The sequence below is a fragment of the Microbacterium sp. USTB-Y genome (genome assembly GCF_023703415.1).
Taxonomy (GTDB): Bacteria; Actinomycetota; Actinomycetes; order Actinomycetales; family Microbacteriaceae; genus Microbacterium.
This window is the reverse complement of sequence record NZ_JAGMTU010000002.1, coordinates 652,222-674,871: the sequence shown is the minus strand read 5'-3', so window position 1 is coordinate 674,871 and position 22,650 is coordinate 652,222. Positions and strand designations below refer to the sequence as shown.

The following is a 22,650-nucleotide window of genomic DNA, read 5'->3' as shown; positions in this document are numbered from 1 at the left end:
TCAGCCGAGCGGCACCGTGGTGGTGGCGGTGGTCTCGTTGTAGATCTCGGCGACCTGCGGCGCGAAGTCCTTCATGATCACGTTGCGCTTGATCGAGAGCTTGGGCGTGAGGTGCCCGCTCGCCTCGGTCCACTCCGACGGCAGGATGGTGAACTTGCGGATCGATTCGGCGCGCGAGACCCGGGTGTTGGCGACGTCGATCGCCCGCTGCACCTCGGCGCGCACGGCGTCGTTCTTCGCCGCGTCGGCGAGGGACATGTCGGCGGGAAGGCCGTTGTTCGCCAGCCAGGTCGGCAGCATCTCCGGGTCGAGCGTCACGAGCGCCGCGATGAAGGGCTTCTGGTCGCCGACGACGACCACCTGGCCGACGATCGGGTTCGCCCGGATCGGGTCCTCGAGCGCCGCGGGGGAGACGTTCTTGCCGCCGGCGGTGACGATGATCTCCTTCTTGCGGCCGGTGATCGTGAGGAAGCCCTCGTCGTCGAAGGAGCCGAGGTCGCCGGTGCGGAACCAGCCCTCGTCGAACGCGGCCTCGGTCGCCTCCGGGTTGTTCCAGTACTCCTTGAACACGTTGATGCCGCGCACCTCGATCTCGCCGTCCTCGGCCAGGCGGATGCCCACGCCGGGGAGGGCAGGGCCGACGGTGCCGATCTTCGACTTGTGCGCCGTGTTCACGGTGGCCGGAGCGGTGGTCTCGGTGAGGCCGTAGCCCTCCAGGATCGTGATCCCGAGGCTGTGGAAGAAGTGGCCGAGCCGGGCGCCCAGCGGCGCGGATCCGGAGATCGCGTACTGCACGTTCCCGCCCATCGCCTCGCGCAGCTTCGCGTAGACGAGCCGGTCGAACAGGGCGAACTTGATCCTCATGCCGAGCGGGATCCTCGCCCCTTCCTCGACCAGGCGCGAGTGCTCGGTCGCGGTCGCGGCGGCGGCGCGGAAGATCTTGCCCTTGCCGCTGGCCTCGGCCTTCTGCTCGGCGGAATTGTAGACCTTCTCGAACACGCGGGGCACGGCGAGGAGGAAGGTCGGCTTGAAGGATCCGAGCGCGGGGAGCAGCTGCTTCGTGTCGGGCTGGTGGCCGGTGCGCACGCCCGCGTGGATGTCGAGGATCGAGATGAACCGCGCGAAGACGTGCGCCGTGGTGATGAACAGCACGGTGGACGCGCCCTGGATGGACACGACGTCGTCGAGCGACTTCGCGGCGTTGCGGGAGAGCTCCACGAAGTTGCTGTGCGTGAGCACGCAGCCCTTGGGGCGGCCCGTGGACCCGGAGGTGTAGATGAGGGTGGCGATGTCCGCCGCGTTCGCGATCGTGCGCCGGCGCTCGATCTCCTCGTCGGCCACCTCCGCCCCCTGGGCGGTGAGCTGGGCGATCGCGCCGAGGTGCATCTGCCAGACGTCGCGGACGAGCGGGAGGTCGCCGCGCACCTCGTCGAAGCGCGTGAAGTGCTCCGGGGACTCGACCATGAGCGCGATCGCTCCCGAGTCCTCCAGGATCCACTGGATCTGCGTGGGGGAGCTGGTCTCGTAGATCGGAACCATGACCGCGCCCGCATAGAACAGCGCGAAGTCGACCAGGGTCCACTCGTAGGTCGTGCGGGCCAGGAAGCCGACCTTCTCGCCGGGCTGGATCCCCGCGGCGGCGAAGCCCTTCGCGAGCGCGATCACCGCGGCACGGAAGTCCGCGGCGCTGATGTCGCGCCACCCGGCGCCGTCTGGCACCGAGAACAGCGCGAGATGGGGGGTCTTCTGCACCCGCTGCTCGAGGAGGTCGGTGATGTTGTCCTCGGGGGCGGCTTTGACGATCGCGGGGACTTCGAACTGGACCACGGCAACTCCTTCGGGGCCGGACGGGTACATGCTTCCCAGGAGTCTATGCCATGGGACGCCTGGGGAGAGGGCGACCAGGATGAGATTGAGTCGCATGATCGGTGAAACTGCGTCGCAGGATCCGAACCGCCTCTCGTCCTCGTCGCGGCGGCGGGATAGACTGCGGGCGATGATCTACTGGTTCATGAAGTACATCGCCATCGGCCCGCTGGTGAAGGCGATCTTCCGCCCGTGGATCGTGGGCCGTCAGCACGTGCCCGTCACGGGCGCCGCGATCATGGCGAGCAACCATCTGTCCTTCTCGGACTCGATCTTCCTGCCGCTCATGCTGGACCGGAAGATGTCCTTCCTCGCCAAGAGCGACTACTTCACCGGCCGGGGCATCAAGGGCTGGGCCACGCGGATGTTCATGAAGGGCACCGGGCAGCTGCCCATCGACCGCTCGGGCGGGAAGGCCTCCGAGGCCTCCCTGAACACCGGTCTCGGCGTGCTCGGGCGGGGCGACCTGCTCGGCATCTACCCCGAGGGCACGCGCAGCCCCGACGGCAAGCTGTACCGGGGCCGCACCGGCATCGCGCGGATGGCCCTGGAGGCGAAGGTCCCCGTCATCCCCGTCGTGATGGTCGACACCGACATCGCGATGCCCACCGGGCAGCGCATCCCGCGCATCATGCGGGTCGGGATGGTGATCGGCGAGCCGCTCGACTTCTCCCGTTATGCGGGCATGGAGAACGACCGCTACATCCTGCGCTCCGTGACCGACGAGATCATGGTCGCGCTGCAGCGTCTGGGGGAGCAGCACTACGAGGACGTCTACGCCTCCACGGTCAAGGAGCGCCTGGCCGCGCAGGCTTCATAGAGCGATCCGCACCCTTTCCGGCACCCTAGGATGGGGGGATGCCTCAGCCTCTCGATCTCGACTCGTGGCGCGCCCTCCCGATCAAGCAGCAGCCGCAGTGGCCCGACGCCGAGCGCGTCGCCGAGGTCTCCTCGCAGATCGCCGCGCTGCCTCCCCTCGTCTTCGCCGGTGAGGTGGACAACCTCCGCGAGCGCCTCGCGCGCGCTGCGAGCGGGAACGCCTTCCTGCTCCAGGGAGGCGACTGCGCCGAGACCTTCGCCGGAGCCACGGCCGACCAGATCCGCAACCGGATCAAGACGGTGCTGCAGATGGCGGTCGTGCTCACGTACGGCGCGTCCATGCCCGTGGTGAAGATGGGGCGCATGGCCGGGCAGTTCGCCAAGCCGCGCTCGAGCGACACGGAGACCCGCGGCGACGTGACGCTGCCGGCCTACCGCGGCGACATCGTCAACGGCTACGACTTCACCGAGGGATCCCGCGAGGCGAACCCCGGTCGTCTGCTGCAGGGGTACCACACCGCCGCGTCGACGCTGAACCTCATCCGCGCCTTCACCCAGGGCGGCTTCGCGGATCTCCGCGAGGTGCACTCCTGGAACAAGGGCTTCGCGCAGAACCCGGCCAACCAGCGCTACGAGCGCATGGCCGCCGAGATCGACCGCGCCATCAAGTTCATGGAGGCCGCCGGTGCGGACTTCGACGAGCTCAAGCGCGTGGAGTTCTTCACCGGGCACGAGGGCCTGCTGATGGACTACGAGCGTCCGATGACCCGCATCGACTCGCGGACGCTCACGCCGTACAACACGTCCGCGCACTTCCTCTGGATCGGCGAGCGCACCCGCGAGCTCGACGGCGCGCACGTCGACTACTTCGCGAAGATCCGCAACCCGATCGGTGTGAAGCTCGGTCCGACCACGAGCCCCGAGACGGCGCTCGCGCTCATCGACAAGCTCGACCCGAACCGCGAGCCGGGGCGCCTCACCTTCATCACCCGCATGGGCGCCGGGAAGATCCGCGACGCGCTGCCGCCGCTGCTGCAGGCCGTGAAGGACTCCGGGGCGCAGCCGCTGTGGGTCACCGACCCCATGCACGGCAACGGCATCACGACGCCCACCGGGTACAAGACCCGCCGGTTCGACGACGTCGTCGAGGAGGTGCGCGGCTTCTTCGAGGCGCACCGCGCCGTCGGCACCTTCCCGGGCGGCATCCACGTGGAGCTCACCGGCGACGACGTCACCGAGTGCCTGGGCGGATCCGAGCAGATCGACGAGGCGGCGCTCGCGACCCGGTACGAGTCGCTGTGCGACCCGCGACTGAACCACATGCAGTCGCTCGAACTCGCCTTCCTCGTCGCCGAGGAGCTCGAGAAGCGCTGACGCGCGGATCCCCCCGGGTCGTCGAGCGAGGACGCGGGGAGCGCGACCGAGACGAAACGCGGTGCTCTTGCGAGAGTGCCGCGTTTCGTGTCGCTCTGCCTTCGGCAGCGCGCGCTCGACGCCCCCGGGAACGGGGCGGGAGCGCTCCGGGTCAGCCGCTGACCTTGACGCGGATCGTGGAGTTCTTGTCCACGCTGTCGCCGGCCTTCGGATCCGTGGACGTGACCTGGAACAGGCTCCACGCGATCTCGGGAACGCTCGTCTGCGGGTTGAGCCCGGCGTCGCTCAGCGTCTTCATCGCATCCGCGAGGTTCGCGCCGACCACGTTCGGCACCGTGATCGGCTCCGGTCCCTTGGAGACGTTCAGCGTGATGGTGTCGTCGGGACGCCAGTTCCCGCCGCCCTCGCGGTCGCCGTAGCCGATCACGCGATCCTTGGGCACGGAGTCGCTGTACGAGTAATTGGAGTCGGGGTTCACCTTGAGGCGCACGGCGGTGAGCTTGCTCGTCGCGTCGCCGACCGTCATGCCCGAGACGTCCGGCACCGCACCCAGCGACACCAGGAGACGGATCTGGTCTCCCTCGAAGACGCTGCACCCCTCGCCGCACTCGTATCCGGCGGCCCCGGAGCGCGGGGTGACCTCGGCGTTGATCACGATCCCGCTGTCGGCGCCCGAGAACAGGGCCACGGAGTCCTGCATCTCCAAGTGGAAGGGCGCCAGCGCCTTCTTCGCCTGGTCCTCGGTCATCGCGTCGAGCCGGGGGAGATCGTGCTTCGCGGGGCCGGCCGAGATCATCACGGTGATCCTGGCCTTCCGGTCGACGCGGGCGCCCGCGCCGGGATCGGTCCGGATCGCCTGACCCGCGGGGACCGTGATCGAGTTCTCGTTGCCCTGGACGGGCGTCATCCCGTCCTTCGTGATCGCGGCGGCCGCGACCTCCCAGGTCTTGCCCGCGACGTCGGGGACGGACAGCTTGGACCCGGGACCGGATCCGAACCACCAGCCGGTGCCGCCGGCCGCCACGGCGAGCAGCAGCACGAGCACGAGCAGCAGCGCCCCGCGCGATCGTCGATGCGCGGTGCGACGGCGCAGCAGCGTCGCATTGTCCAGCGGGGTCTCCGCGACGGGCGCGGCCGCCGTCGCGGACGCGGGTCCGGGCAGCACGAGGGTCTGATCCGCGGTGTCGCGCAGCGGCAGGGCCGTGGTCTTCGCCGTCGTCGCCGTCGGCGTGGGGGTGACACCGAGCTCGCGTTCGATGACGCGCAGCCGGTCGAGCATCTCCTGCGCGTCGGCGGGACGCTCGTCGGGGGTCTTCTCGGTGGCCCAGAGCACGAGCTCGTCGAGCTGCTCGGGGACGCCGGGATTGCGGACGCTCGGGCGCGGCACGGAGTCGGTCGCGTGCTGGAAGGCGATCTGCATCGGCTGCTCGCCCTTGTAGGGCTGCTCTCCGGTGAGCATCTCGTACAGCATGATGCCGAGGGCGTAGATGTCGCTGCGGGCGTCCGCCGTGCCGCGGGTGACGAGCTCGGGCGCGAGGTAGGCGATCGTCCCCATGAGCTGCGCGCCCGAGGCGGTGTTCGCCGTGGTCGCGCGGGCGAGGCCGAAGTCGCCGATCTTGATCCGCCCGTCCTCGGCGAGGAGCACGTTCTCCGGCTTGACGTCGCGGTGCACGATGCCGGCGCGATGCGCGGCGGCGAGACCCGACAGCACGGCGTCCATGATCGTGACCGTCTGCGCGACGGTGAGGCGGCGCTGCTCCCGCATCAGCTCACGCAGGGTGATCCCGGGCAGGTACTCCATGACGAGGTAGGCGAGCTCGCCGTCCTGACCCTGGTCGAACACGTTGACGACGTGCGGATCGGCCAGTCGTGCGGCCGCCCTGGCCTCCTGGATGAACCGGCTCTGGAACACCGAGTCGTCGCTGAGGTGGCCGTGCATGACCTTGAGCGCGATCCGGCGCTCCAGGCGCAGGTCTGTCGCGACGTAGACGGTGGCCATGCCGCCGCGCGCGATCCGCGCGCGGACGCGGTAGCGACCGTCGACGAGCCGCCCGATGAGGGGGTCGGCTTGTTGGCTGGTCGTCACGACAAGATTCTAGGGAGAACTCGCTGAGAGCCCCGGGAGCGGCTCGCGTGCAGGCTCGTTTCCATCATGCGGATCCGGAATCCGTCCGGTCGCCGGTGGTGCCCCGAGCAGGCGCGGACCCCGGATTCCCGGGGCGGTCGACGACCGATCACGGGGTGCGCAGGCCCTGGACGTGCGGTCCTGAGGATCAGCCGAGAGCCGCGAGCCAGGCCTCGGCCTGCGGCTGCCACAGGTCGTAGCGTCCGGGGAACGCCGAGACCTGCACCTCCTGCGCGGCGGCGCCGAAGCCCAGATCCTCCCACCCCGGGATGTCGAGGAGGCCGTTCGTGTGCGCGGCGCCGGTGAAGAAGGTGCGGGCGGCGTACGACGGGTCGGCGATCTGCTCCGGCGTGCCCCACCCCGTGCTCGGACGCTGCTGGAACAGCCCGATCGAGTCGCGGTCGCCGCCGGGGGCGTTCGTGAGGCCGGACTCGACCATGGCGGTCGCCAGGGCGATCGCGATGCCGCGTGCGGGCACGCCGAGCTCGCGTCCGGTCCGGATGATGAGCAGCGCGTTCGCCGTCTGCTCGTCGTCGAGCACGACCGGGGGAGCGGAGTAGGTGTCGAGCGCGGTGGGCGTCGGGGCATCGGGCGCGGCGGACGCGGAGGCGGGAGCCGGGGCGGACGCGGGAGCCGGTGCGGACAGCCGCAGCGTCTGCCCGGGATAGATGATCGAGTCGGGGGACAGGCCGTTCGCCGCGAAGAGGTCGGCCAGGGCAATCCCGTGCCGTTCCGCGATCGACCACAGAGTGTCGCCGGCGGCGACCGTGCACTCCGAGGCCGGCGCATCGGCGACGGGAGCTGCCGGAGCCGGGGCCGGAGCGGGCGCGGCCTCGACGAGGGAGAGGGTCTGCCCCGGATGGATGATCGAGTCGGCCCCCAGGCCGTTGGCCTGGTAGAGGGCGGCGACCGTGGTGCCGTGCGCCCGGGCGATGTCCCAGAGGGTGTCGCCGTCCTGCACCGTGTACTCGGTGGCCGGGGCGACCTCGGCGGGCACGCTGCGCGACGCGAGTGCGGCCAGCGCCGCTCCGGTCGGCAGAGCGGTCAGCGGCGGCAGTGCGGAGAACGTCTGCGCCTGTGCGGGTGTGGACACGAGCGCACTCGCCACGGCCGTCAGCAGCACCGTCGGAGCGGCGACGCCGAGAGCGCGTCGCTGGGTCGTTGTGGTCGTCATGGATCCCCCGATTCTGACGTTCTCGCAGAGGCGCAGCGGTGCGCATCGGCCCCTCGACGCTGGCACGGAAGTCATCGCAAGTCAACACAAGTGACAGATGTGAAAGGAGTGATCGTCCGGCGAGGAGCCCGCCGACGACCGTGCCGGGCCGCCGGGATGAGAGCATTGCAGGGTGTCTGAATCAGAGATCCCGACCTCCGAGGTCGAATGGCTGACCCTTCCCGACCTCGTCGAGCTCCTGGGCGAGTCGCTCGGTCGCGTGCATCGCCTCTTCGACGAGCAGCACCTCGTCGGGTCGCGGCGCAACGGGGCGCTGGCCGTCCCCGCGCTCTTCCTCAAGGACGGTCAGCCGCTCGGTTCCCTGCGCGGCACGATCATCGCCCTGAAGGACGCCGGTTTCAGCGATGACGAGGTCATCGACTGGCTCCTCGCCGACGAGGAGTCCATCGGCCGGTCGCCGATCGCCGCACTGCGGGATGGGCACAAGAGCGAGGTGCGCCGGGTCGCCCGGACCCTCGCCTGAGCCGTCCTCGACGGTCCCGGGGCGGGCTCCGCGGCCGGTCAGGCCGTGCGCTGGGTCGCGTCCCGGGCGAGTCCCCTCAGCAGCTCGAGCGCGCCGGCGTCGAGGGGGGCGCCCCGGAGCGCCTCCTCGCCGGCGGACGCGTACTCGGAGATGAGCTGCTCCATCCGGTGCAGCGCCCCGGATTCCGAGATGATCGCCTGCAGGCTCGCGATCTGGTCGGGGGTCAGTTGCGGGTCGCCCAGAAGCTCGTCGACGACGCGGCGTCCCTGCGGCGCCAGCGCCTGGCGCGTCCAGGCGATGAGCAGGGTGCGCTTGCCCTCGCGCAGGTCGTCGCCGGCGGGCTTGCCCGTGAGCCGCTCGTCGCCGAAGACGCCGAGCACATCGTCCCTGAGCTGGAACGCCATGCCGAGCGGGTGCCCGAAGGCGCGCAGCGCCTCCTGCTGAGCCTCGTCGGCGCCCGCGATCGCCGCACCGATGAGGAGGGGCTGCTCGACGCTGTACCGGGCGGCCTTGAGGGAGACGACTCGCAGCGCGCGTTCGGCATGGCCGTCGTCGTCGTTGACGCTCCAGGCGGACTCCTCGGCGATGTCGAGGAACTGCCCGATGGTCACGTCCCGTCGCATCCGGGCGTACTCGGCGCGGACGGCCGCGGCGTGCGCGCTGGCCGCGATGCCGGCTTCGAGCAGATCATCGCTCCAGGCCACGAGCAGGTCGCCGAGGAGGACGGCGGCCGCACGGCCGAATTCGCCGGCACTGCCGCTCCAGCCCTGCCCGCCGTGCGAGGCCTCGAAGGCGCGGTGGGCCGAGGGGCGGCCCCGGCGGGTGTCGGAGTTGTCGATCAGGTCGTCGTGCACGAGCGCCGCGGACTGGAAGACCTCGAGCGCGGCGCAGGCGTCCCAGAGCGCGGCCGGCTCCTGGTCGATCCCCTGGAGGCCGGCGACCGAGGCCCATCCGGCGTGACAGAACCGGGCGCGCAGGCGCTTGCCGCCGCGCAGCGTGGCCTCCGCCGCGGAGACGAACGCCGAGGCGTCCGGCCCGTAGGATGCGGTCTCCTCGCGCATCCGGACGAGCCAGGCGTCGAGACGGGTGGAGACCTGGTCGATCACGGAGGAGGAAGCCACGGGATCAGCCTACCGAGCGGCGTGCGCGCCGGGTGGGCCGCCCGTGCGGCGAGGTGATGACCAACTCCCAGCGGAATCCCTACCCTGGTGCATCCACACACGCGTAGACTGAGCGGAAGACCACCCGAGGGGGACGAAATGCCACTCTCCGAACAGGAGCAGCGCCTGCTCGATGAGATGGAACGCCATCTCATGCAGAACGACGCCGACGTCGTTTCCGCGCACGCCGGAGACCGCGCGCTCAGCTATCGCAATCTGATCTACGGAGCCCTGCTGCTGCTGGCCGGCGTCGGTGGCCTGATCGTGGGCGTCGTGGTGGGCAACATCGGCGGGATCATCATCGGGGTCGTCGCGTTCGCGGCGATGCTCGGCGGACTGATGCTCGCCCTCACTCCCGTCCGACGCTCGGGCGACCGCGATGCCGCTGCCGGCTCGACCTCGAAGGAGTCATCCCCGTCCTTCATGGACCGGATGAACGATCGCTGGGATCGGCGCCACGAGGAGCACTGACCTCCGCACTCCGACCTTCTGAGGGCCCGGGACGCTTCGGCGACCGGGCCCTCGGTCTGTTCCGCGGGCCCGCGCCGCCGGGATTCTCCCTTTTCCTCCCTCAGCCCCTCCACCTTCCTCCACCGGCCCCCGTTCCGCGTGATTCCGCGGAACGGGGGCCTTCGTCATGCCCGCTCGGGTCGCCCTGGGGACACAAGAAGGTATCGATTTGGAGGGAAGTGGAGTAAAGTGGAGGAAACGGCGGCGAAAGGGGGAGAGGCGCATGTTGCTCGGCACGCATTCCCCCAAGCTCGACGACAAGGGCCGCGTCATCCTCCCCGCCAAGTTCCGCGAGGATCTCGCCGGCGGCATCGTCGTCACCCGCGGACAGGACCGCTGCCTGTACGTGTTCAGCACCGCCGAGTTCGAGAGCGTGCACGAGCGCATCCGCCAGGCCCCGCTGGCGAACAAGGAGGCGCGGGCGTTCCTGCGCATGTTCCTCTCCGGGGCGAGCGCCGAGATGCCCGACAGCCAGAACCGGATCACGATCCCCGCCCACCTCCGCGCCTACGCGGGACTGGGCAAGGAACTCATCGTCACCGGCGTCGGCGCCCACGCCGAGATCTGGGATGCGGCGGCGTGGAACGCGTACGCCGAAGGACACGAAGACGCCTTCGCCGAGCTCGAGGAGGAGGTGATCCCCGGCCTGTTCTGAGACGGCCCCTGACTGTGACTCCCAGCCGCTCCCACCCCGGCGCACCTTCCCCGGTGCCGGGTCGAGCGGATGGGGATCAGGGTCAGGGACCGTAAGGCCGAAGGAAATCATGGACATCCGTCGCATACACACCCCCGTGATGCTCGAGCGCTGCGTCGAGCTGCTGGCCCCTGCGCTGCAGCACGACGGCGCGATCCTCGTCGACGCCACGCTCGGCATGGGCGGGCACTCCGAGGCGTTCCTCGAGCGACTCCCGAACATCCGCCTGGTCGGCCTCGACCGCGACACCGATGCGCTGCGGATCGCGGGGGAGCGGCTCGCCCGCTTCGGCGACCGCGTGACGCTCGTGCACACCGTCTACGACGCGATCGGCGAGCACGCCAGGGGAGCGTCCGGGATCCTGTTCGACCTGGGCGTCTCCTCGCTGCAGCTGGATGAGGCCGAGCGTGGCTTCGCGTACGCCAAGGACGCGCCGCTCGACATGCGCATGGACCAGTCCAGCGGCGTCACCGCCGCGGAGGTGCTCGCCACCTACAGCGAGGGCCAGCTGCGCCGCATCTTCGAGCGCTACGGCGAGGAGAAGCTCGCCGGGCGCTACGCCCGCGCGATCGTGCAGGCCAGGGCGGAGGAGCCGCTGGAGCGCTCCGGCCGTCTCGTGGAGGTGCTGCAGGAGGCGACTCCCGCCGCCGTGGCCCGTGCCGGGCATCCCGCCAAGCGGGTGTTCCAGGCGCTGCGGATCGAGGTCAACCGCGAGCTCAACGTGCTCGCGGACGCGATCCCCGCCGCGATGGGGGCGCTCACGGTCGGCGGACGCATCGTCGTGATGTCGTACCAGTCGCTGGAGGATCGGCTCGTCAAGCAGGCCTTCGCGGCGGCATCCGCATCCACCGCACCGGCGGGACTGCCCGTCGAGCTGCCGGAGCACGCGCCGCGATTCCGGACGCTGACCAAGGGGGCGGAGCTCGCGGACGAGGCGGAGCGCGCCGCCAACCCGCGGGCCATCCCGGTGCGCCTGCGTGCCGCCGAACGCGTGAGAGAAGATCAGAGGAGCGCCGCGCGATGAGCCTGGCACAGAACGCCCTGCAGCGGCCCCGCACGGTCGAGGCCGCGCCCGAGCGCCACCTGCACGCCGTCGAGCGGTCCGCGCGGCGTCGCCGTCCGCGGATGGCCTACGCCGTCGTCGCGCTGGCGGGCGCCGCACTCATCGGCGGAGCCCAGATCGCCCTGACGATCGCGACCACGCAGGACTCCTTCGTCGTCGCGAAGCTCAGCCAGCAGAACAGGCAGCTGACCTGGCAGGCGCAGGCGGCTGCCCAGGATCTGGACGGCATCAGCTCCCCGCAGGCGCTCGCGACGGCCGCCTCGAAGCTGGGCCTGGTCGTCGGCGGCAGCGCGAGCTACCTGCGCCTCAGCGACGGCAGCGTGATCGGAGCCCAGGGCGCCGCGCCGACGACGTCGACGGTCAACCCGACCGGCGCCGACGGCGTGCCGAACGCGCTGGTCCGCGACACGCCGCCGCCGGCCGCGGCCCACACCGGTGCCGCGGGCGTAGAACCGAAGACACAGGAGCAGGCGCCGGAGACGGTCGTCCCGCCGACGGCCGAGGGATTGCCGACGCCGACCATCCGCTGACGCGGGCCTCCGACACGACAGCCGAGAAGATGACCGACCGCGAGCCCCGGATGGAGATCCGATGACACCCCGAGCCAGCCGGACCTCGCGCCGGCGGACCGTCCTGGCGACCGCGGCGATCCTCGTCGTCATGGGCGGCTTCGTGGTGCGCCTCGTCGACGTGCAGGTCGTCAGCGCCTCGGCCAACGTCAAGCAGTCCGAGAAGCTGAGCCTCGGGTACGCGAAGGACATCGACGGTGCGCGGGGCAAGATCGTGGACTCCAGCGGAACCGTGCTCGCCGAGAGCCAGCTGGTCTACGACCTGCAGATGGACCCCGCGGTGATGAAGGGCCTCGAGGACGACAAGAACAACAAGCCGAAGCTCCCGTGGGCGAAGGCCTCGAACGAGATCGCCGCGATCACGGGGCTGACCGGTGACGAGGTGCGCAAGATCGCCTCGGACGCGCTGGCGGAGGATCCCGGCTCGCACTACGCGATGATCAAGACGGGTCTGAGCACCGATCAGTTCCTGAAGATCCGTGCGCTCGGCCTCGCCTATCTGTGGCCGCTGCCGCGGTCGGTCCGGGTCTACCCGAACGGCGCCGTCGCCGGCAACCTCATCGGCTTCATCGCCGGCAACGGCGACAAGGAAGGGCTCGAGGAGATGCAGAACTCCTGCCTGAGCGCGACCAAGGGCAAGGAGAGCTACCTCGTCGGCAAGGACGGCGTCGTGATCCCGGGGAGCCAGAGCGAGCAGCCCGCCGTGGACGGCGGCACCGTGACGCTGACCATCAACACGGAGCTGCAGTGGTACCTGCAGCAGATGATCTCCGAGGAGGTCAAGGCGCAGGGCGCGAAGGCGGGCACGGTCACCGTCGTCGAGGTCGGCACCGGCAAGATCCGGGCCGCGGCCGAGTACCCCACCGTCGACCCCAACGACCCGGGAGCCGCCGATCCGCAGGACCGCGGATCGCGCATCTTCAGCACGAGCTTCGAGCCGGGCTCCACGTTCAAGGCCATCACGGCGGCGTCGGTGATGGAGTACGCGAACGCGAACGCGTCGACGGTGGTGACCGGCGCATCCAGCCACGAGGAGTTCCCGAACGGAGCCGTCATCAACGACGCGTTCGACCACCCCGCCTACGACTACACGCTCGCGGGTGCCCTCATCGACTCCTCGAACGTCGCGCTCTCCAAGTTCGGCGACATGGTGAGCGACCAGCAGCGCTACGACGAGCTGGTCAAGTTCGGCGTCGGGAGCAAGACCGCGATCGACTTCCCCGGCGAGGCGTCCGGGATCATCCACCCGGTGAAGGACTGGGACTACCAGTCGCACTACACGACCACGTTCGGCCAGTACTACACCGTGACCGCGCCGCAGGTGGCCAGCGCCTATCAGGCCATCGCGAACGGCGGCGTGAAGATCCCGCTGTCCCTGGTGGAGTCGTGCACGAGCGCCGACGGCAAGGTCACCGATGCGCCTGCGGCGAAGCCGCAGCGCGTGTTCGACGCGACCAAGGACGCCGAGCTGAGCCGGATGATCGAGAACGTGGCCGTGCAGGGCAGCGTGTCCGACCAGATCAAGGTGCCCGGCTACCGCATCGCGGCGAAGACCGGAACGGCGCAGAAGCCGGATCCCACCACGGGTGCGTACAAGGAGGGGATCTACTTCACCAGCATGGTCGGGTACGCCCCGGCCGACCATCCCGAGTACGTCGTCGTGGTCACCCTGGACGAGCCCACTAGGGTAACGTCGTCTGCGGCCACCGCGCCCGCCTTCCAGAAGGCCATGACGCAGGTGCTGAAGACCTATCGCGTGCAGCCGTCCACCACCCCTATGGAACCGCTGCTGCCCAAGTACCAGTGATGACCGCCGTCATCCGACCCGGCGGTACCGCCCGGAGGATCCTTTTCCCATGATCGCTCTGTCCCTCGCGGAGATCGCCGAGATCGTCGGCGGAGAACTTCGTCCTGCTGCGGGTCACGATCCCGCATCGATCGTCTCCGGTGTCGTCGACACCGACTCGCGGCAGATGTCGGCCGGCGGAATCTTCGTCGCCAAGCCCGGAGAGCACACCGACGGGCACCGGTTCGTCGGCGCGGCGCTCGAGAACGGCGCGGTCCTGGCGCTCGTCGAGCATCCCGTCGACGACGTGATCTCGCAGATCGTGGTGGCCGACGTCATCGATGCGATCGCCGAGCTCGCCCGCGCCGTGGTGGCACGCGTCCGCGCGGCCGGCGATCTGCGCATCGTCGGGGTCACCGGATCCAACGGCAAGACGACCACCAAGAACTTCCTCGCGCGGATCCTGCAGGACGAGGGGGAGACGGTCGCGCCGATCGCCTCCTACAACAACGAGGTGGGCGCCCCGCTCACCATGCTGCGGATCTCCGACACGACCCGCTTCCTGGTGTGCGAGTTCGGCGCGAGCGCGCCGGGGGAGATCGCGCGCCTGGCGGGTCTGGTGAACCCTGATGTGGTCATCGAGCTCATGGTCGGTCTCGCGCACGCCGGCGGCTTCGGCGGCATCGAGGAGACCGCCCACGCCAAGGCCGAGCTGCTCGACGCCGCGCGGATCGGGGGCACGGCAGTGCTGAACCTGGACGATGCGCGCGTCGTCGGCATGACCCCGCGAGCCGAGGCGCGAGACCTGCGGATCGTCGGATTCGGGCAGACGCCCGCGGCCGAGGTCCGTGCCCGCGACATCGACGTGACGGCCTCTGGCACGTCGTGCACGATCGTGATCGCCGGGGAAGCGCCCGCGGAGGAGCGCGCGCTGCCGCTGCGCCTGCAGGTGCTCGGCGCGCACCACGTGAACAACGCCCTCGCCGCGGTCGCCGCGACGCGCGCCCTCGGCGTGGACCCGGCCGACGCGATCGCGCGCCTGGAGACGGTCCGGATCGCCGAGCGGTGGCGGATGCAGCCGATGGGCGGCGACGAGGTGCGCATCATCAACGACGCCTACAACGCCAGTCCCGACTCGATGGCCGCGGCGCTGCGCACGCTGGCTCAGATCACCGGCCCCGGCGAGCGGACCGTGGCCGTGCTGGGCGCCATGAGCGAGCTCGGCGAGACGGCGGGGGATGAGCACGACCGCATCGGCCTGCTCGCCGTGCGCCTCAACATCCAGAGGATCGTCGTCGTGGGCGCCGATGCCCGTCGCCTCTTCCTCGCCGCCGTGGGCGAAGGGTCGTGGGACGGCGAGGCCGTGCACCTGCCCGACGCCGACGCCGCCTTCGAATACCTCCAGGGCGAACTGCGTCCCGGCGACCGGGTGCTCGTGAAGTCGTCCAACTCCGCCGGGCTCCGATTCCTCGGCGATCGTCTGGGAGAATCGTTCTCGTGAGATCTCTGCTGACCGCCGCCGCGATCTCCCTCGCGTTCACCCTCCTGCTCACGCCGGTCTTCCTCCGGCTGTTCCGGAAATGGGGCTGGGGACAGGTCATCCGCACGCCCGAGTCGATCGCGAACCCGAGCCACCAGGCCAAGCGCGGCACCCCCACGATGGGCGGTGTCATCTTCATCCTGGGCACCATCGTCGGATACGGCATCGGCACCTTCACCGGCGGCAGCTACCCGACGGCGTCCGGTCTGCTGGTGATCTGGCTGATGGTCGGCTTCGGAGCGGTCGGCTTCATCGACGACCACATGAAACTGCGCCAGCAGCAGAGCGCGGGCCTGTCGGGCTGGCGCAAGATCATCGGCCAGGTGCTGGTCATGGTCCCCTTCGGCGTGGTGGCGCTCCTGGTGCGCAGCCCCGCCGGCACGACGCCGGCGAGCGGCTTCATCTCCCTCTTCCGCGACATCCCGGTGCTGTGGCTGTTCGCCCTCGGGCCCATCGTCGGCTGGCTGCTGTACCTGCTGTGGATCTCGGTGATCGGCATCGCGACCTCCAACAGCGTCAACCTCACGGACGGGCTCGACGGCCTCGCTGCGGGCTGCGCCGTCTTCGTGATCGGCGCCTACAGCCTCATCTCGTTCTGGCAGTTCAAGCAGTCCTGCGCGGTGGAGTCGCTCTCCCCGTCGTCGCTCAAGGGCTGCTACGACGTGGCGCACCCCTTCGACCTCGCGGTGATCTCGGCATCGTTCGTCGGCGCGCTGATCGGCTTCCTCTGGTGGAACGCCCCCAAGGCGAAGGTCTTCATGGGGGATGTGGGATCCATGTCGATCGGCGGCGTGATCACCGCCCTCGCGATCCTCACCCGCACCGAGCTGCTGCTGGTCCTTCTCGCGGGCGTGTTCATCATCGCCTCCGGCTCGGTGATCGTGCAGCTCGCGTACTTCAAGCTCACCCGCGGCAAGCGCCTGTTCCTGCAGAGCCCGTTCCACCATCATCTCGAGATGCGCGGCTGGCCCGAGGCGACGATCGTGGTGCGGATGTGGATCATCGCGGGCCTGCTCTCGGTCTCGGCGTTCGGGCTGTTCTACGTCGAGTGGCTGCGGCAGACCAGCTCATGAGCCGCGATCTGGACGCCCTGACCAGCTGGCACGCGGACTGGCGGGGGCTGCGGGTCGCCGTGCTCGGCCTGTCCGTCACCGGGTTCTCGGTCGCCGACACCCTCGCCGAGCTCGGCGCCGAGGTGCTGGTGCTGTCCGAGAGCGCCACCGAGGAGTACGAGCGGCTGGTGCCGCTGATCGGCGCGCAGCTGTGGATCGGCGATCTCGGATCCGTGCCGGATCGGCTCGTGGAGTTCGCCCCGGAGGTGGTCATCGCGTCGCCCGGGTTCGCCCCGGCCCACCCGGTGATCGCGTGGATCCGCGCGCAGCGGATCGCTCTCTGGGGTGACATCGAGCTGGCGTGGCGGGTGCGGGACAAGGTCGTCCGTGAGGACGGCAGCCCCGCGGAGTGGGTGCTGATCACCGGCACGAACGGCAAGACGACCACGACGCAGCTCACCGCGACCATGCTGGTCGCCGGCGGGCTGCGCGCGGCGCCGTGCGGCAACATCGGCGTCCCGGTGCTCGACGCGGTGCGCGATCCCGGCGGCTTCGACGTCCTCGTGGTGGAGCTGTCCAGCCATCAGCTCTGGTACCTCGGCCTCTCCACGGCTGCGGGGCAGCCCGTGCCGTGGGCGACCACGTGCCTCAATCTCGCCGACGACCACCTGATCTGGCACGGCAGTGCGCAGGCCTACCGCGACGCCAAGGCCCTCGTCTATCGCAACACGCGCGTGGCGTGCGTGTACAACAAGGCCGACGGGGCGACGCAGCGCATGGTCGAGGACGCGGACGTGATCGAGGGGGCGAGGGCGATCGGATTCGGGCTCGGGATCCCCGGTCCGAGCGATGTCGGCATCGTCGAGGGCATCCTCGCCGACCGGGCGTTCCTCGACGATCGTCGCAACACGGCCCTCGAGATCACGACGGTGGCGGATCTCGCCGCCCGCGGCCTCGACGCGCCCCACATCGTGCAGAACATCCTCGCGGCGTCGGCCCTGTCCCGCTCGCTCGGTGTGGAGCCCGCCGCCATCGCGGCCGCGCTCGACGGCTTCCGCCTGGACGCGCACCGCATCGAGGTCGTCGCCCGCGCCGGCGGCATCACCTGGGTGGACGACTCCAAGGCGACCAACCCGCACGCCGCGCAGTCGTCGCTGCAGGCGTATCCCGGGGCGATCTGGATCGTCGGCGGAGACCTGAAGGGCGTGGATCTGTCCGAGCTCGTCGCCGGGGCGGGCGCGACCGCCCGTGCGGCCGTCGTGATCGGCGTCGATCGCGGGCACCTTCTCGAGGCGTTCGCACGACACGCGCCCGAGGTGCAGGTGGTGGAGGTCGTCCCCGGCGACACTGAAGAGGTCATGACCCGCGTCGTCGAACTGGCGGCGGGCATCGCCCAGGACGGAGACACCGTGCTCCTCGCTCCGGCGGCGGCGTCCTTCGACCAGTTCGCCAGCTACGCGGATCGGGGCCATCGCTTCGCCGAGGCGGTGCGGCAGTGGATCGACCAGGGGAGCGCCGGTGACGCAGGTGGGAGCACGCCCGACGCCGACGCCTGAGCCCCGCGTCGACGGACTCGCCGCCCGGGTCCGACTGGGCCGCGTGTTCCGCCCGGTGTCGACGGAGTTCACGCTGATCGCCTCGACGTCGCTCCTGCTGACGGTGTTCGGCCTCGTGATGATCCTCTCCGCATCCAGCGCGAACGCGGTCGAGAACGGACAGGATCCGTTCGCGATCGTCATGACCCAGGCGCTCGTCGCCGCCATCGGCATCCCGGCCATGTTCCTGATGAGCCGGTTCCCCGTCAAGTTCTGGAAGCGCACGGCCTGGTTCGTCCTCATCGGCGCGGTCGGCCTGCAGATGCTCGTCTACACGCCCCTCGGATACGAGAACGACGGGAACACGAACTGGCTGCGGATCGCGGGTCAGGTGGTGCAGCCCTCCGAGTTCATCAAGCTCGCCCTGGCAGTGTGGGCGGGGTTCATCCTGTGGCGGAAGCAGGACCTGCTCGGGCGCTGGAAGCACGTCTTCATCCCCTTGATCCCGGTCGGCTTCCTGGCGATCGCCGCGGTGCTCGGGGGCAAGGACCTCGGGACCTCGATGATCCTCTTCCTCATCATCCTGGGGGCGCTGTTCTTCTCCGGCGTGCGGCTTCGGATCTTCGTCCTGCCGCTGCTCATCTCGCTCGTCGCCGTGCTCGGCTTCGCGTTCGCCGACGAGCGCCGGCGCGCCCTGATCCTCGGCGCGCTCGACCACTCGAACGACACGAGCTGCTACCTCGACAGCTGCTATCAGCAGGTGCACGCGATCTGGGGCATGGCCAACGGCGGCATCTTCGGGCTCGGCCTGGGCAACTCGCGGCAGAAGTACGGGTGGCTGCCCGCGGCGTCCAACGACTACATCTTCGCGATCGTGGGAGAGGAGCTCGGCCTGATCGGCTGCGCCCTGGTGCTCGCGCTCTTCGCGCTGTTCGCGGTCGCCGTGTTCCGGATGATCCGCCGCACGGACGATCTGTTCGTGCGCGTCACCTCCGGCGGCATCGTCGTATGGATCCTCGCCCAGGCGCTCATCAACATCGGCGTCGTCCTCCGGGTCGTCCCCGTGCTCGGCGTGCCGTTGCCGTTCATGTCGCAGGGCGGCACCTCGCTGCTGTCGGTGCTGCTCGCCTGCGGGGTGCTGCTGTCGTTCGCGCGCACGCTCCCGGCACCCTCCCCGGCGGTTCCGGTACGCTCCTGAAGTGACCACGTACCTTCTGGCCGGCGGGGGAACCGCAGGCCACGTCAACCCCCTGCTCGCCGTCGCCGACGGCCTGCGCGCCCGCGATCCCGAGACGGGCGTGCTCGTCCTCGGCACCCGGGAGGGGCTCGAGTCGAGGCTCGTCCCGCAGCGCGGCTACGAGCTCCTCACCGTCGACAAGGTGCCGTTCCCCCGGCGCCCGAACGGGGCCGCCCTCGCCTTCCCCGCACGGTTCTCCCGTGCCGTGAAGCAGGTGCGCGCCTACATCCGCGAGCACGGCGTGGACGAGGTCATCGGCTTCGGGGGCTACGCGGCAGCGCCGGCGTACATCGCCGCCCGCCGCGAGGGCGTTCCCTTCGTCGTCCACGAGGCCAACGCGCGCCCGGGAATGGCGAACGTGCTGGGAGCCCGATCGGCGGCGGCCGTGGGCGTCGCGTTCCCCGGCACCCCGTTGCGCGGCGGCGAGGTCGTCGGCATGCCGCTGCGCCGCGAGATCGTCGATCTCGACCGCGCGGCTCTGCGTGCGGACGCGGCGGCCGAGTTCGGCCTGGATCCGGACCGCCCCGTGCTGCTCGTGTTCGGGGGCTCTCTCGGCGCGCAGCGCTTGAACGAGGCGATCGCCGGATCCTGGCGGAGCATCCTCGACGCAGGATGGCAGATCCTGCATGCGACGGGCGACCGCTCCGAGATGCCCGACCCCGGGGCCGCCGGGTATGCGGTGCGCCGCTACCTGGACCGGATGGACCTCGCCTTCGCGCTGGCGGATCTGGTGCTCTCGCGCTCGGGCTCGGCCACCGTCAGCGAGATCAGCGCGCTCGGCATCCCCGCGATCTACGTGCCCTATGCGGTGGGCAACGGCGAGCAGCGCCTCAACGCCGCTGCCGCCATCGATGCCGGGGCCGCGCTCCTCATCGACGATGCGCGACTCACCCCCGAACAGGTGCGCGACGAGGTGGTGCCCCTGCTCCGCGACGCATCCCGGCGGGCCGCGATGCAGCGCGCGGCGGAGCAGGTCGGATCCCGCACCGGGACCGAGGACCTCATCGCCCTCGCCGACCGCGCGCTCGCGGGCTGAGCGCCGGCACGCGCGCCGGGGCGGAACGCCCGACCGGCGAGCCAGGCCCTCGGCGGGTGCGCCCCGACTTAGGATGATTCAGCCCTTAAGGACGAAAGAGCAATGATCAGACCCGACCTCTCCCTGCCGATCCCCGACGACATCTCCGCCGCGCACTTCATCGGCATCGGCGGCTCCGGCATGTCGGGGCTCGCGCGCATGTTCCTCGACGCGGGCATCCGCGTCTCCGGAAGCGATCGCGCCGACAGCGACAACCTGCGGGCGCTCGCCGCGCTCGGCGCCGAGGTGCACGTCGGACACGACGCCGCGCACCTCGGCGACGCCGACACCGTCGTGCACACCGGCGCGATCTGGCCGGAGAACCCCGAGTTCGTGCTCGCCAAGGAGCGCGGACTGCACGTGATCCACCGGTCCCAGGCCCTGCACTGGCTGATCGGCGGTCGTCGCCTCGTGTCGGTGGCGGGAGCCCACGGCAAGACGAGCTCGACGGGCATGATCGTCACCGCCCTGCGCGAGCTCGGCGCCGACCCCAACTTCGTCAACGGAGGCGTGATCGAGCAGCTCGGCACGTCGAGCTCCTCCGGGGCCGATGACCTCTTCGTGATCGAGGCCGACGAATCGGACGGCACGTTCCTGCTCTACGACACCTCCGTCGCGCTGATCACGAACGTGGACCCCGATCATCTGGATCACTACGGATCCGACGAGGCCTTCCACGACGCGTTCGTCACGTTCGCGAACGGGGCGAGCGAGGCCGTCGTGATCTCCAGCGACGACCCGGGCGCGCTGCGCGTACGCGCCGGCATCACCCATCCGAACGTGATCTCCTTCGGCTTCGCGGACGACGCGGACCTGCGGATCACCGACGTCGTCACCGACGGCGCGGTCGCCGCGACGCTGACGATGCACGGCGAGTCCGCGCGCATGCAGCTGTCGGTGCCCGGCGTGCACAATGCGATCAACGCCGCGGGCGCGGTGGCCGTCCTGACCGCGCTCGGTCATCCCCTGGCGGACGCGACCCGCGCGGTGCAGGGCTTCGCCGGTACCGTGCGGCGTCTCGAGCTGCACGGCGTCGAGCGGGGCGTGAGCGTCTACGACGACTACTCGCACCACCCGACCGAGGTGCGCGCGGCGCTCGAGGCGATGCGCACGATCGTCGGCGGCGGACGCATCATCGCGATCCAGCAGCCGCACACCTACTCGCGGACCCAGCACATGTACCGCGAGTTCGCCGAGGTGCTGGAGACCTACGCCGACCACACCGTGATGCTCGACGTCTACGGCGCCCGCGAGGACCCGGTGCCCGGTGTGACGGGCGAGCTGGTCAGCGGCGCATTCGCGGATCCGAGCCACGTGCATTACGTCGCGGACTGGCAGCAGGCCGCGGACTACACGGCGACGGTGGCACGCGACGGCGACTACGTGATCACGCTCGGCTGCGGCAACGTCTACCAGATCATCCCGCAGGTGCTGGACGCGCTGCGCACCACCGCCGAGGGCTGATCGTGCGCCGGCCGTCCGCGATCCCCGTCTCCGCGCCAGCGGTCGAGCACGATGGCTCGACCGCTGGCGAGGGGGAGACGGGGCGCCTCGGACGCCGGCGGAACCCCGCGCCCGAGGCGGACGCTGCGGGCTCCGGCCCTGCCGGGACGGATCCCGCGGTTTCCGGCCCGGAGGGGAGCGGAGCGCCGATCGCGTTCGAGAGTCGACGGCCCCTGGACTCCTCCGCGATCGTCGAGGACGACGACAGGGCCCCGGCCGGCTCCGCCCTCACGGCGCGCGACCTGTGGCAGGCGACGAGGGCGCGCCGCCGGGCCCTGCGCAGCGAGATCCGCCGCTTCACGCAGCGGTCCCGTCGCCGCAGGATCGCCTGGATCGTCGGCGCCGCCCTCACCGTCCTCGTCGTCGGCGGCAGCGTCGGCGCCGCGTACAGTCCGCTGTTCGCGGTGCAGACCATCACGGTCGAGGGGGCGAGCGCGATCAAGCCCGCCGAGGTGCAGAAGGCGCTCGCCGATCAGCTCGGGCGCCCGCTTGCGCTCGTGGATGCCAGCGCCGTCAAGGCCGCGCTCGTGCGCTTCCCCTTGATCGAGACCTACCGGCTCGAGGCCCATCCGCCGCACGACCTCGTGGTGCGTCTCGTCGAGCGCACGCCTGTCGGGGTCATCCAGCAGAGCGACGGACGCTTCACGGTCGTCGATGCCGCCGGTGTCGTCCTCTCCACCGCCGAGGCCCAGCCTCCCGGGTACGCCCTGATCGAGGTCGCCGGAGGGACCGGCACCGCGGCCTTCGCCGCGGCGGGCACGGCTCTGCGCACCCTCCCCACCGAGCTGCGCGCGCAGGTCGGCAGCGTGACGGCGTCCACGCCGGATGACATCGTGCTCACGCTGACGAGCGGCACCACGGTGACCTGGGGGAGTGCGGACCAGTCGGCGCAGAAGGCACTCGTGCTTCAAAGGCTGATGGGCGCCAATCCGGGCGCGACGAGCTTCGACGTCTCCTCGCCGGGCGTCGGCATCGCCGGCTGAGCACGAATATCCGAGGCTATCGCGCTCAGGCGCGTGTCGCTTGGCTTCTGCGCGGCATGCGC

19 protein-coding genes are annotated in these 22,650 nt (G+C 70.5%); 15 read left to right on the top strand and 4 right to left on the bottom strand.

Annotated features, from left to right (window positions below; all coding sequences use genetic code 11):
- Positions 1–1,827 (bottom strand): AMP-dependent synthetase/ligase, encoded by a 1,827-nt coding sequence (locus tag J8G10_RS06885; protein ID WP_251442036.1) that lies wholly within the window; start codon positions 1,825–1,827, stop codon positions 1–3.
- Between the two features lie 169 nt (positions 1,828–1,996).
- Between J8G10_RS06885 and J8G10_RS06880 the strand changes: the two genes are divergently transcribed.
- Together J8G10_RS06880 and J8G10_RS06875 are read left to right on the top strand one after the other, a co-directional pair.
- A complete protein-coding gene (locus J8G10_RS06880; protein ID WP_251442033.1) occupies positions 1,997–2,686 on the top strand; it encodes a 1-acyl-sn-glycerol-3-phosphate acyltransferase in 690 nt (229 codons plus the stop codon).
- 38 nt (positions 2,687–2,724) lie between these two features.
- Positions 2,725–4,059, top strand: coding sequence for a class II 3-deoxy-7-phosphoheptulonate synthase (locus J8G10_RS06875; protein WP_251442030.1), 1,335 nt, complete (start codon positions 2,725–2,727; stop codon positions 4,057–4,059).
- A gap of 151 nt (positions 4,060–4,210) precedes the next feature.
- Here the strand turns inward: J8G10_RS06875 and pknB are convergent, their stop codons facing one another.
- Positions 4,211–6,145 (bottom strand): Stk1 family PASTA domain-containing Ser/Thr kinase, encoded by a 1,935-nt coding sequence (pknB, locus tag J8G10_RS06870; RefSeq protein WP_251442027.1) that lies wholly within the window; start codon positions 6,143–6,145, stop codon positions 4,211–4,213.
- A 187-nt stretch (positions 6,146–6,332) separates the two neighbouring features.
- Entirely contained in the window at positions 6,333–7,358 is a 1,026-nt protein-coding gene (locus J8G10_RS06865; protein WP_251442025.1) for a LysM domain-containing protein, read from the bottom strand.
- Positions 7,359–7,530: 172 nt separating this feature from the next.
- On the opposite strand from J8G10_RS06865, the gene J8G10_RS06860 reads away from it, so the two are divergent.
- Positions 7,531–7,881 (top strand): Rv2175c family DNA-binding protein, encoded by a 351-nt coding sequence (locus J8G10_RS06860; RefSeq protein WP_251442022.1) that lies wholly within the window; start codon positions 7,531–7,533, stop codon positions 7,879–7,881.
- 38 nt (positions 7,882–7,919) lie between these two features.
- Here the strand turns inward: J8G10_RS06860 and J8G10_RS06855 are convergent, their stop codons facing one another.
- Positions 7,920–8,942 (bottom strand): polyprenyl synthetase family protein, encoded by a 1,023-nt coding sequence (locus J8G10_RS06855; protein ID WP_251442404.1) that lies wholly within the window; start codon positions 8,940–8,942, stop codon positions 7,920–7,922.
- 198 nt (positions 8,943–9,140) lie between these two features.
- On the opposite strand from J8G10_RS06855, the gene J8G10_RS06850 reads away from it, so the two are divergent.
- The 12 genes from J8G10_RS06850 (at position 9,141) to J8G10_RS19540 (ending at position 22,588) form a co-directional block, all read left to right on the top strand.
- Positions 9,141–9,512 carry a DUF3040 domain-containing protein gene (locus tag J8G10_RS06850; protein ID WP_251442020.1) on the top strand — a complete coding sequence of 124 codons (372 nt, stop codon included), beginning with the start codon at positions 9,141–9,143 and terminating at the stop codon, positions 9,510–9,512.
- Positions 9,513–9,774: 262 nt separating this feature from the next.
- Positions 9,775–10,206 (top strand): division/cell wall cluster transcriptional repressor MraZ, encoded by a 432-nt coding sequence (gene mraZ / locus J8G10_RS06845; RefSeq protein WP_251442017.1) that lies wholly within the window; start codon positions 9,775–9,777, stop codon positions 10,204–10,206.
- 109 nt (positions 10,207–10,315) lie between these two features.
- Positions 10,316–11,269, top strand: a complete 954-nt coding sequence (rsmH, locus tag J8G10_RS06840; RefSeq protein ID WP_251442015.1) for a 16S rRNA (cytosine(1402)-N(4))-methyltransferase RsmH — start codon at positions 10,316–10,318, stop codon at positions 11,267–11,269.
- Entirely contained in the window at positions 11,266–11,838 is a 573-nt protein-coding gene (locus J8G10_RS06835) for a hypothetical protein (protein WP_251442013.1), read from the top strand. Before rsmH ends, J8G10_RS06835 begins: the two co-directional genes overlap by 4 nt.
- A gap of 61 nt (positions 11,839–11,899) precedes the next feature.
- Positions 11,900–13,684, top strand: a complete 1,785-nt coding sequence (locus tag J8G10_RS06830) for a penicillin-binding protein 2 (RefSeq protein WP_251442011.1) — start codon at positions 11,900–11,902, stop codon at positions 13,682–13,684.
- A gap of 49 nt (positions 13,685–13,733) precedes the next feature.
- The gene (gene murF / locus J8G10_RS06825; protein ID WP_251442009.1) at positions 13,734–15,164 is read left to right on the top strand and encodes a UDP-N-acetylmuramoyl-tripeptide--D-alanyl-D-alanine ligase; all 1,431 of its coding nucleotides are present in this window, start codon (positions 13,734–13,736) and stop codon (positions 15,162–15,164) included.
- Complete coding sequence (gene mraY / locus J8G10_RS06820; RefSeq protein WP_251442007.1) at positions 15,161–16,276, top strand: phospho-N-acetylmuramoyl-pentapeptide-transferase; 1,116 nt, start codon at positions 15,161–15,163, stop codon at positions 16,274–16,276. Before murF ends, mraY begins: the two co-directional genes overlap by 4 nt.
- On the top strand, positions 16,273–17,811 hold the full coding sequence (gene murD, locus J8G10_RS06815; RefSeq protein ID WP_251442402.1) for a UDP-N-acetylmuramoyl-L-alanine--D-glutamate ligase: 1,539 nt from the start codon (positions 16,273–16,275) through the stop codon (positions 17,809–17,811). The genes mraY and murD overlap by 4 nt, the downstream gene beginning before the upstream one ends.
- Positions 17,774–18,988: a putative peptidoglycan glycosyltransferase FtsW gene (locus J8G10_RS06810; protein ID WP_251442005.1), complete on the top strand. Its 1,215-nt coding sequence runs from the start codon at positions 17,774–17,776 to the stop codon at positions 18,986–18,988. The genes murD and J8G10_RS06810 overlap by 38 nt, the downstream gene beginning before the upstream one ends.
- A 1-nt stretch (position 18,989) precedes the next feature.
- A complete protein-coding gene (locus tag J8G10_RS06805; RefSeq protein WP_251442003.1) occupies positions 18,990–20,063 on the top strand; it encodes a UDP-N-acetylglucosamine--N-acetylmuramyl-(pentapeptide) pyrophosphoryl-undecaprenol N-acetylglucosamine transferase in 1,074 nt (357 codons plus the stop codon).
- A 102-nt stretch (positions 20,064–20,165) separates the two neighbouring features.
- On the top strand, positions 20,166–21,566 hold the full coding sequence (murC, locus tag J8G10_RS06800; RefSeq protein ID WP_251442000.1) for a UDP-N-acetylmuramate--L-alanine ligase: 1,401 nt from the start codon (positions 20,166–20,168) through the stop codon (positions 21,564–21,566).
- A 2-nt stretch (positions 21,567–21,568) separates the two neighbouring features.
- A complete protein-coding gene (locus J8G10_RS19540) occupies positions 21,569–22,588 on the top strand; it encodes an FtsQ-type POTRA domain-containing protein (protein WP_251441996.1) in 1,020 nt (339 codons plus the stop codon).
- The last annotated feature ends 62 nt before the right edge of the window (positions 22,589–22,650 follow it).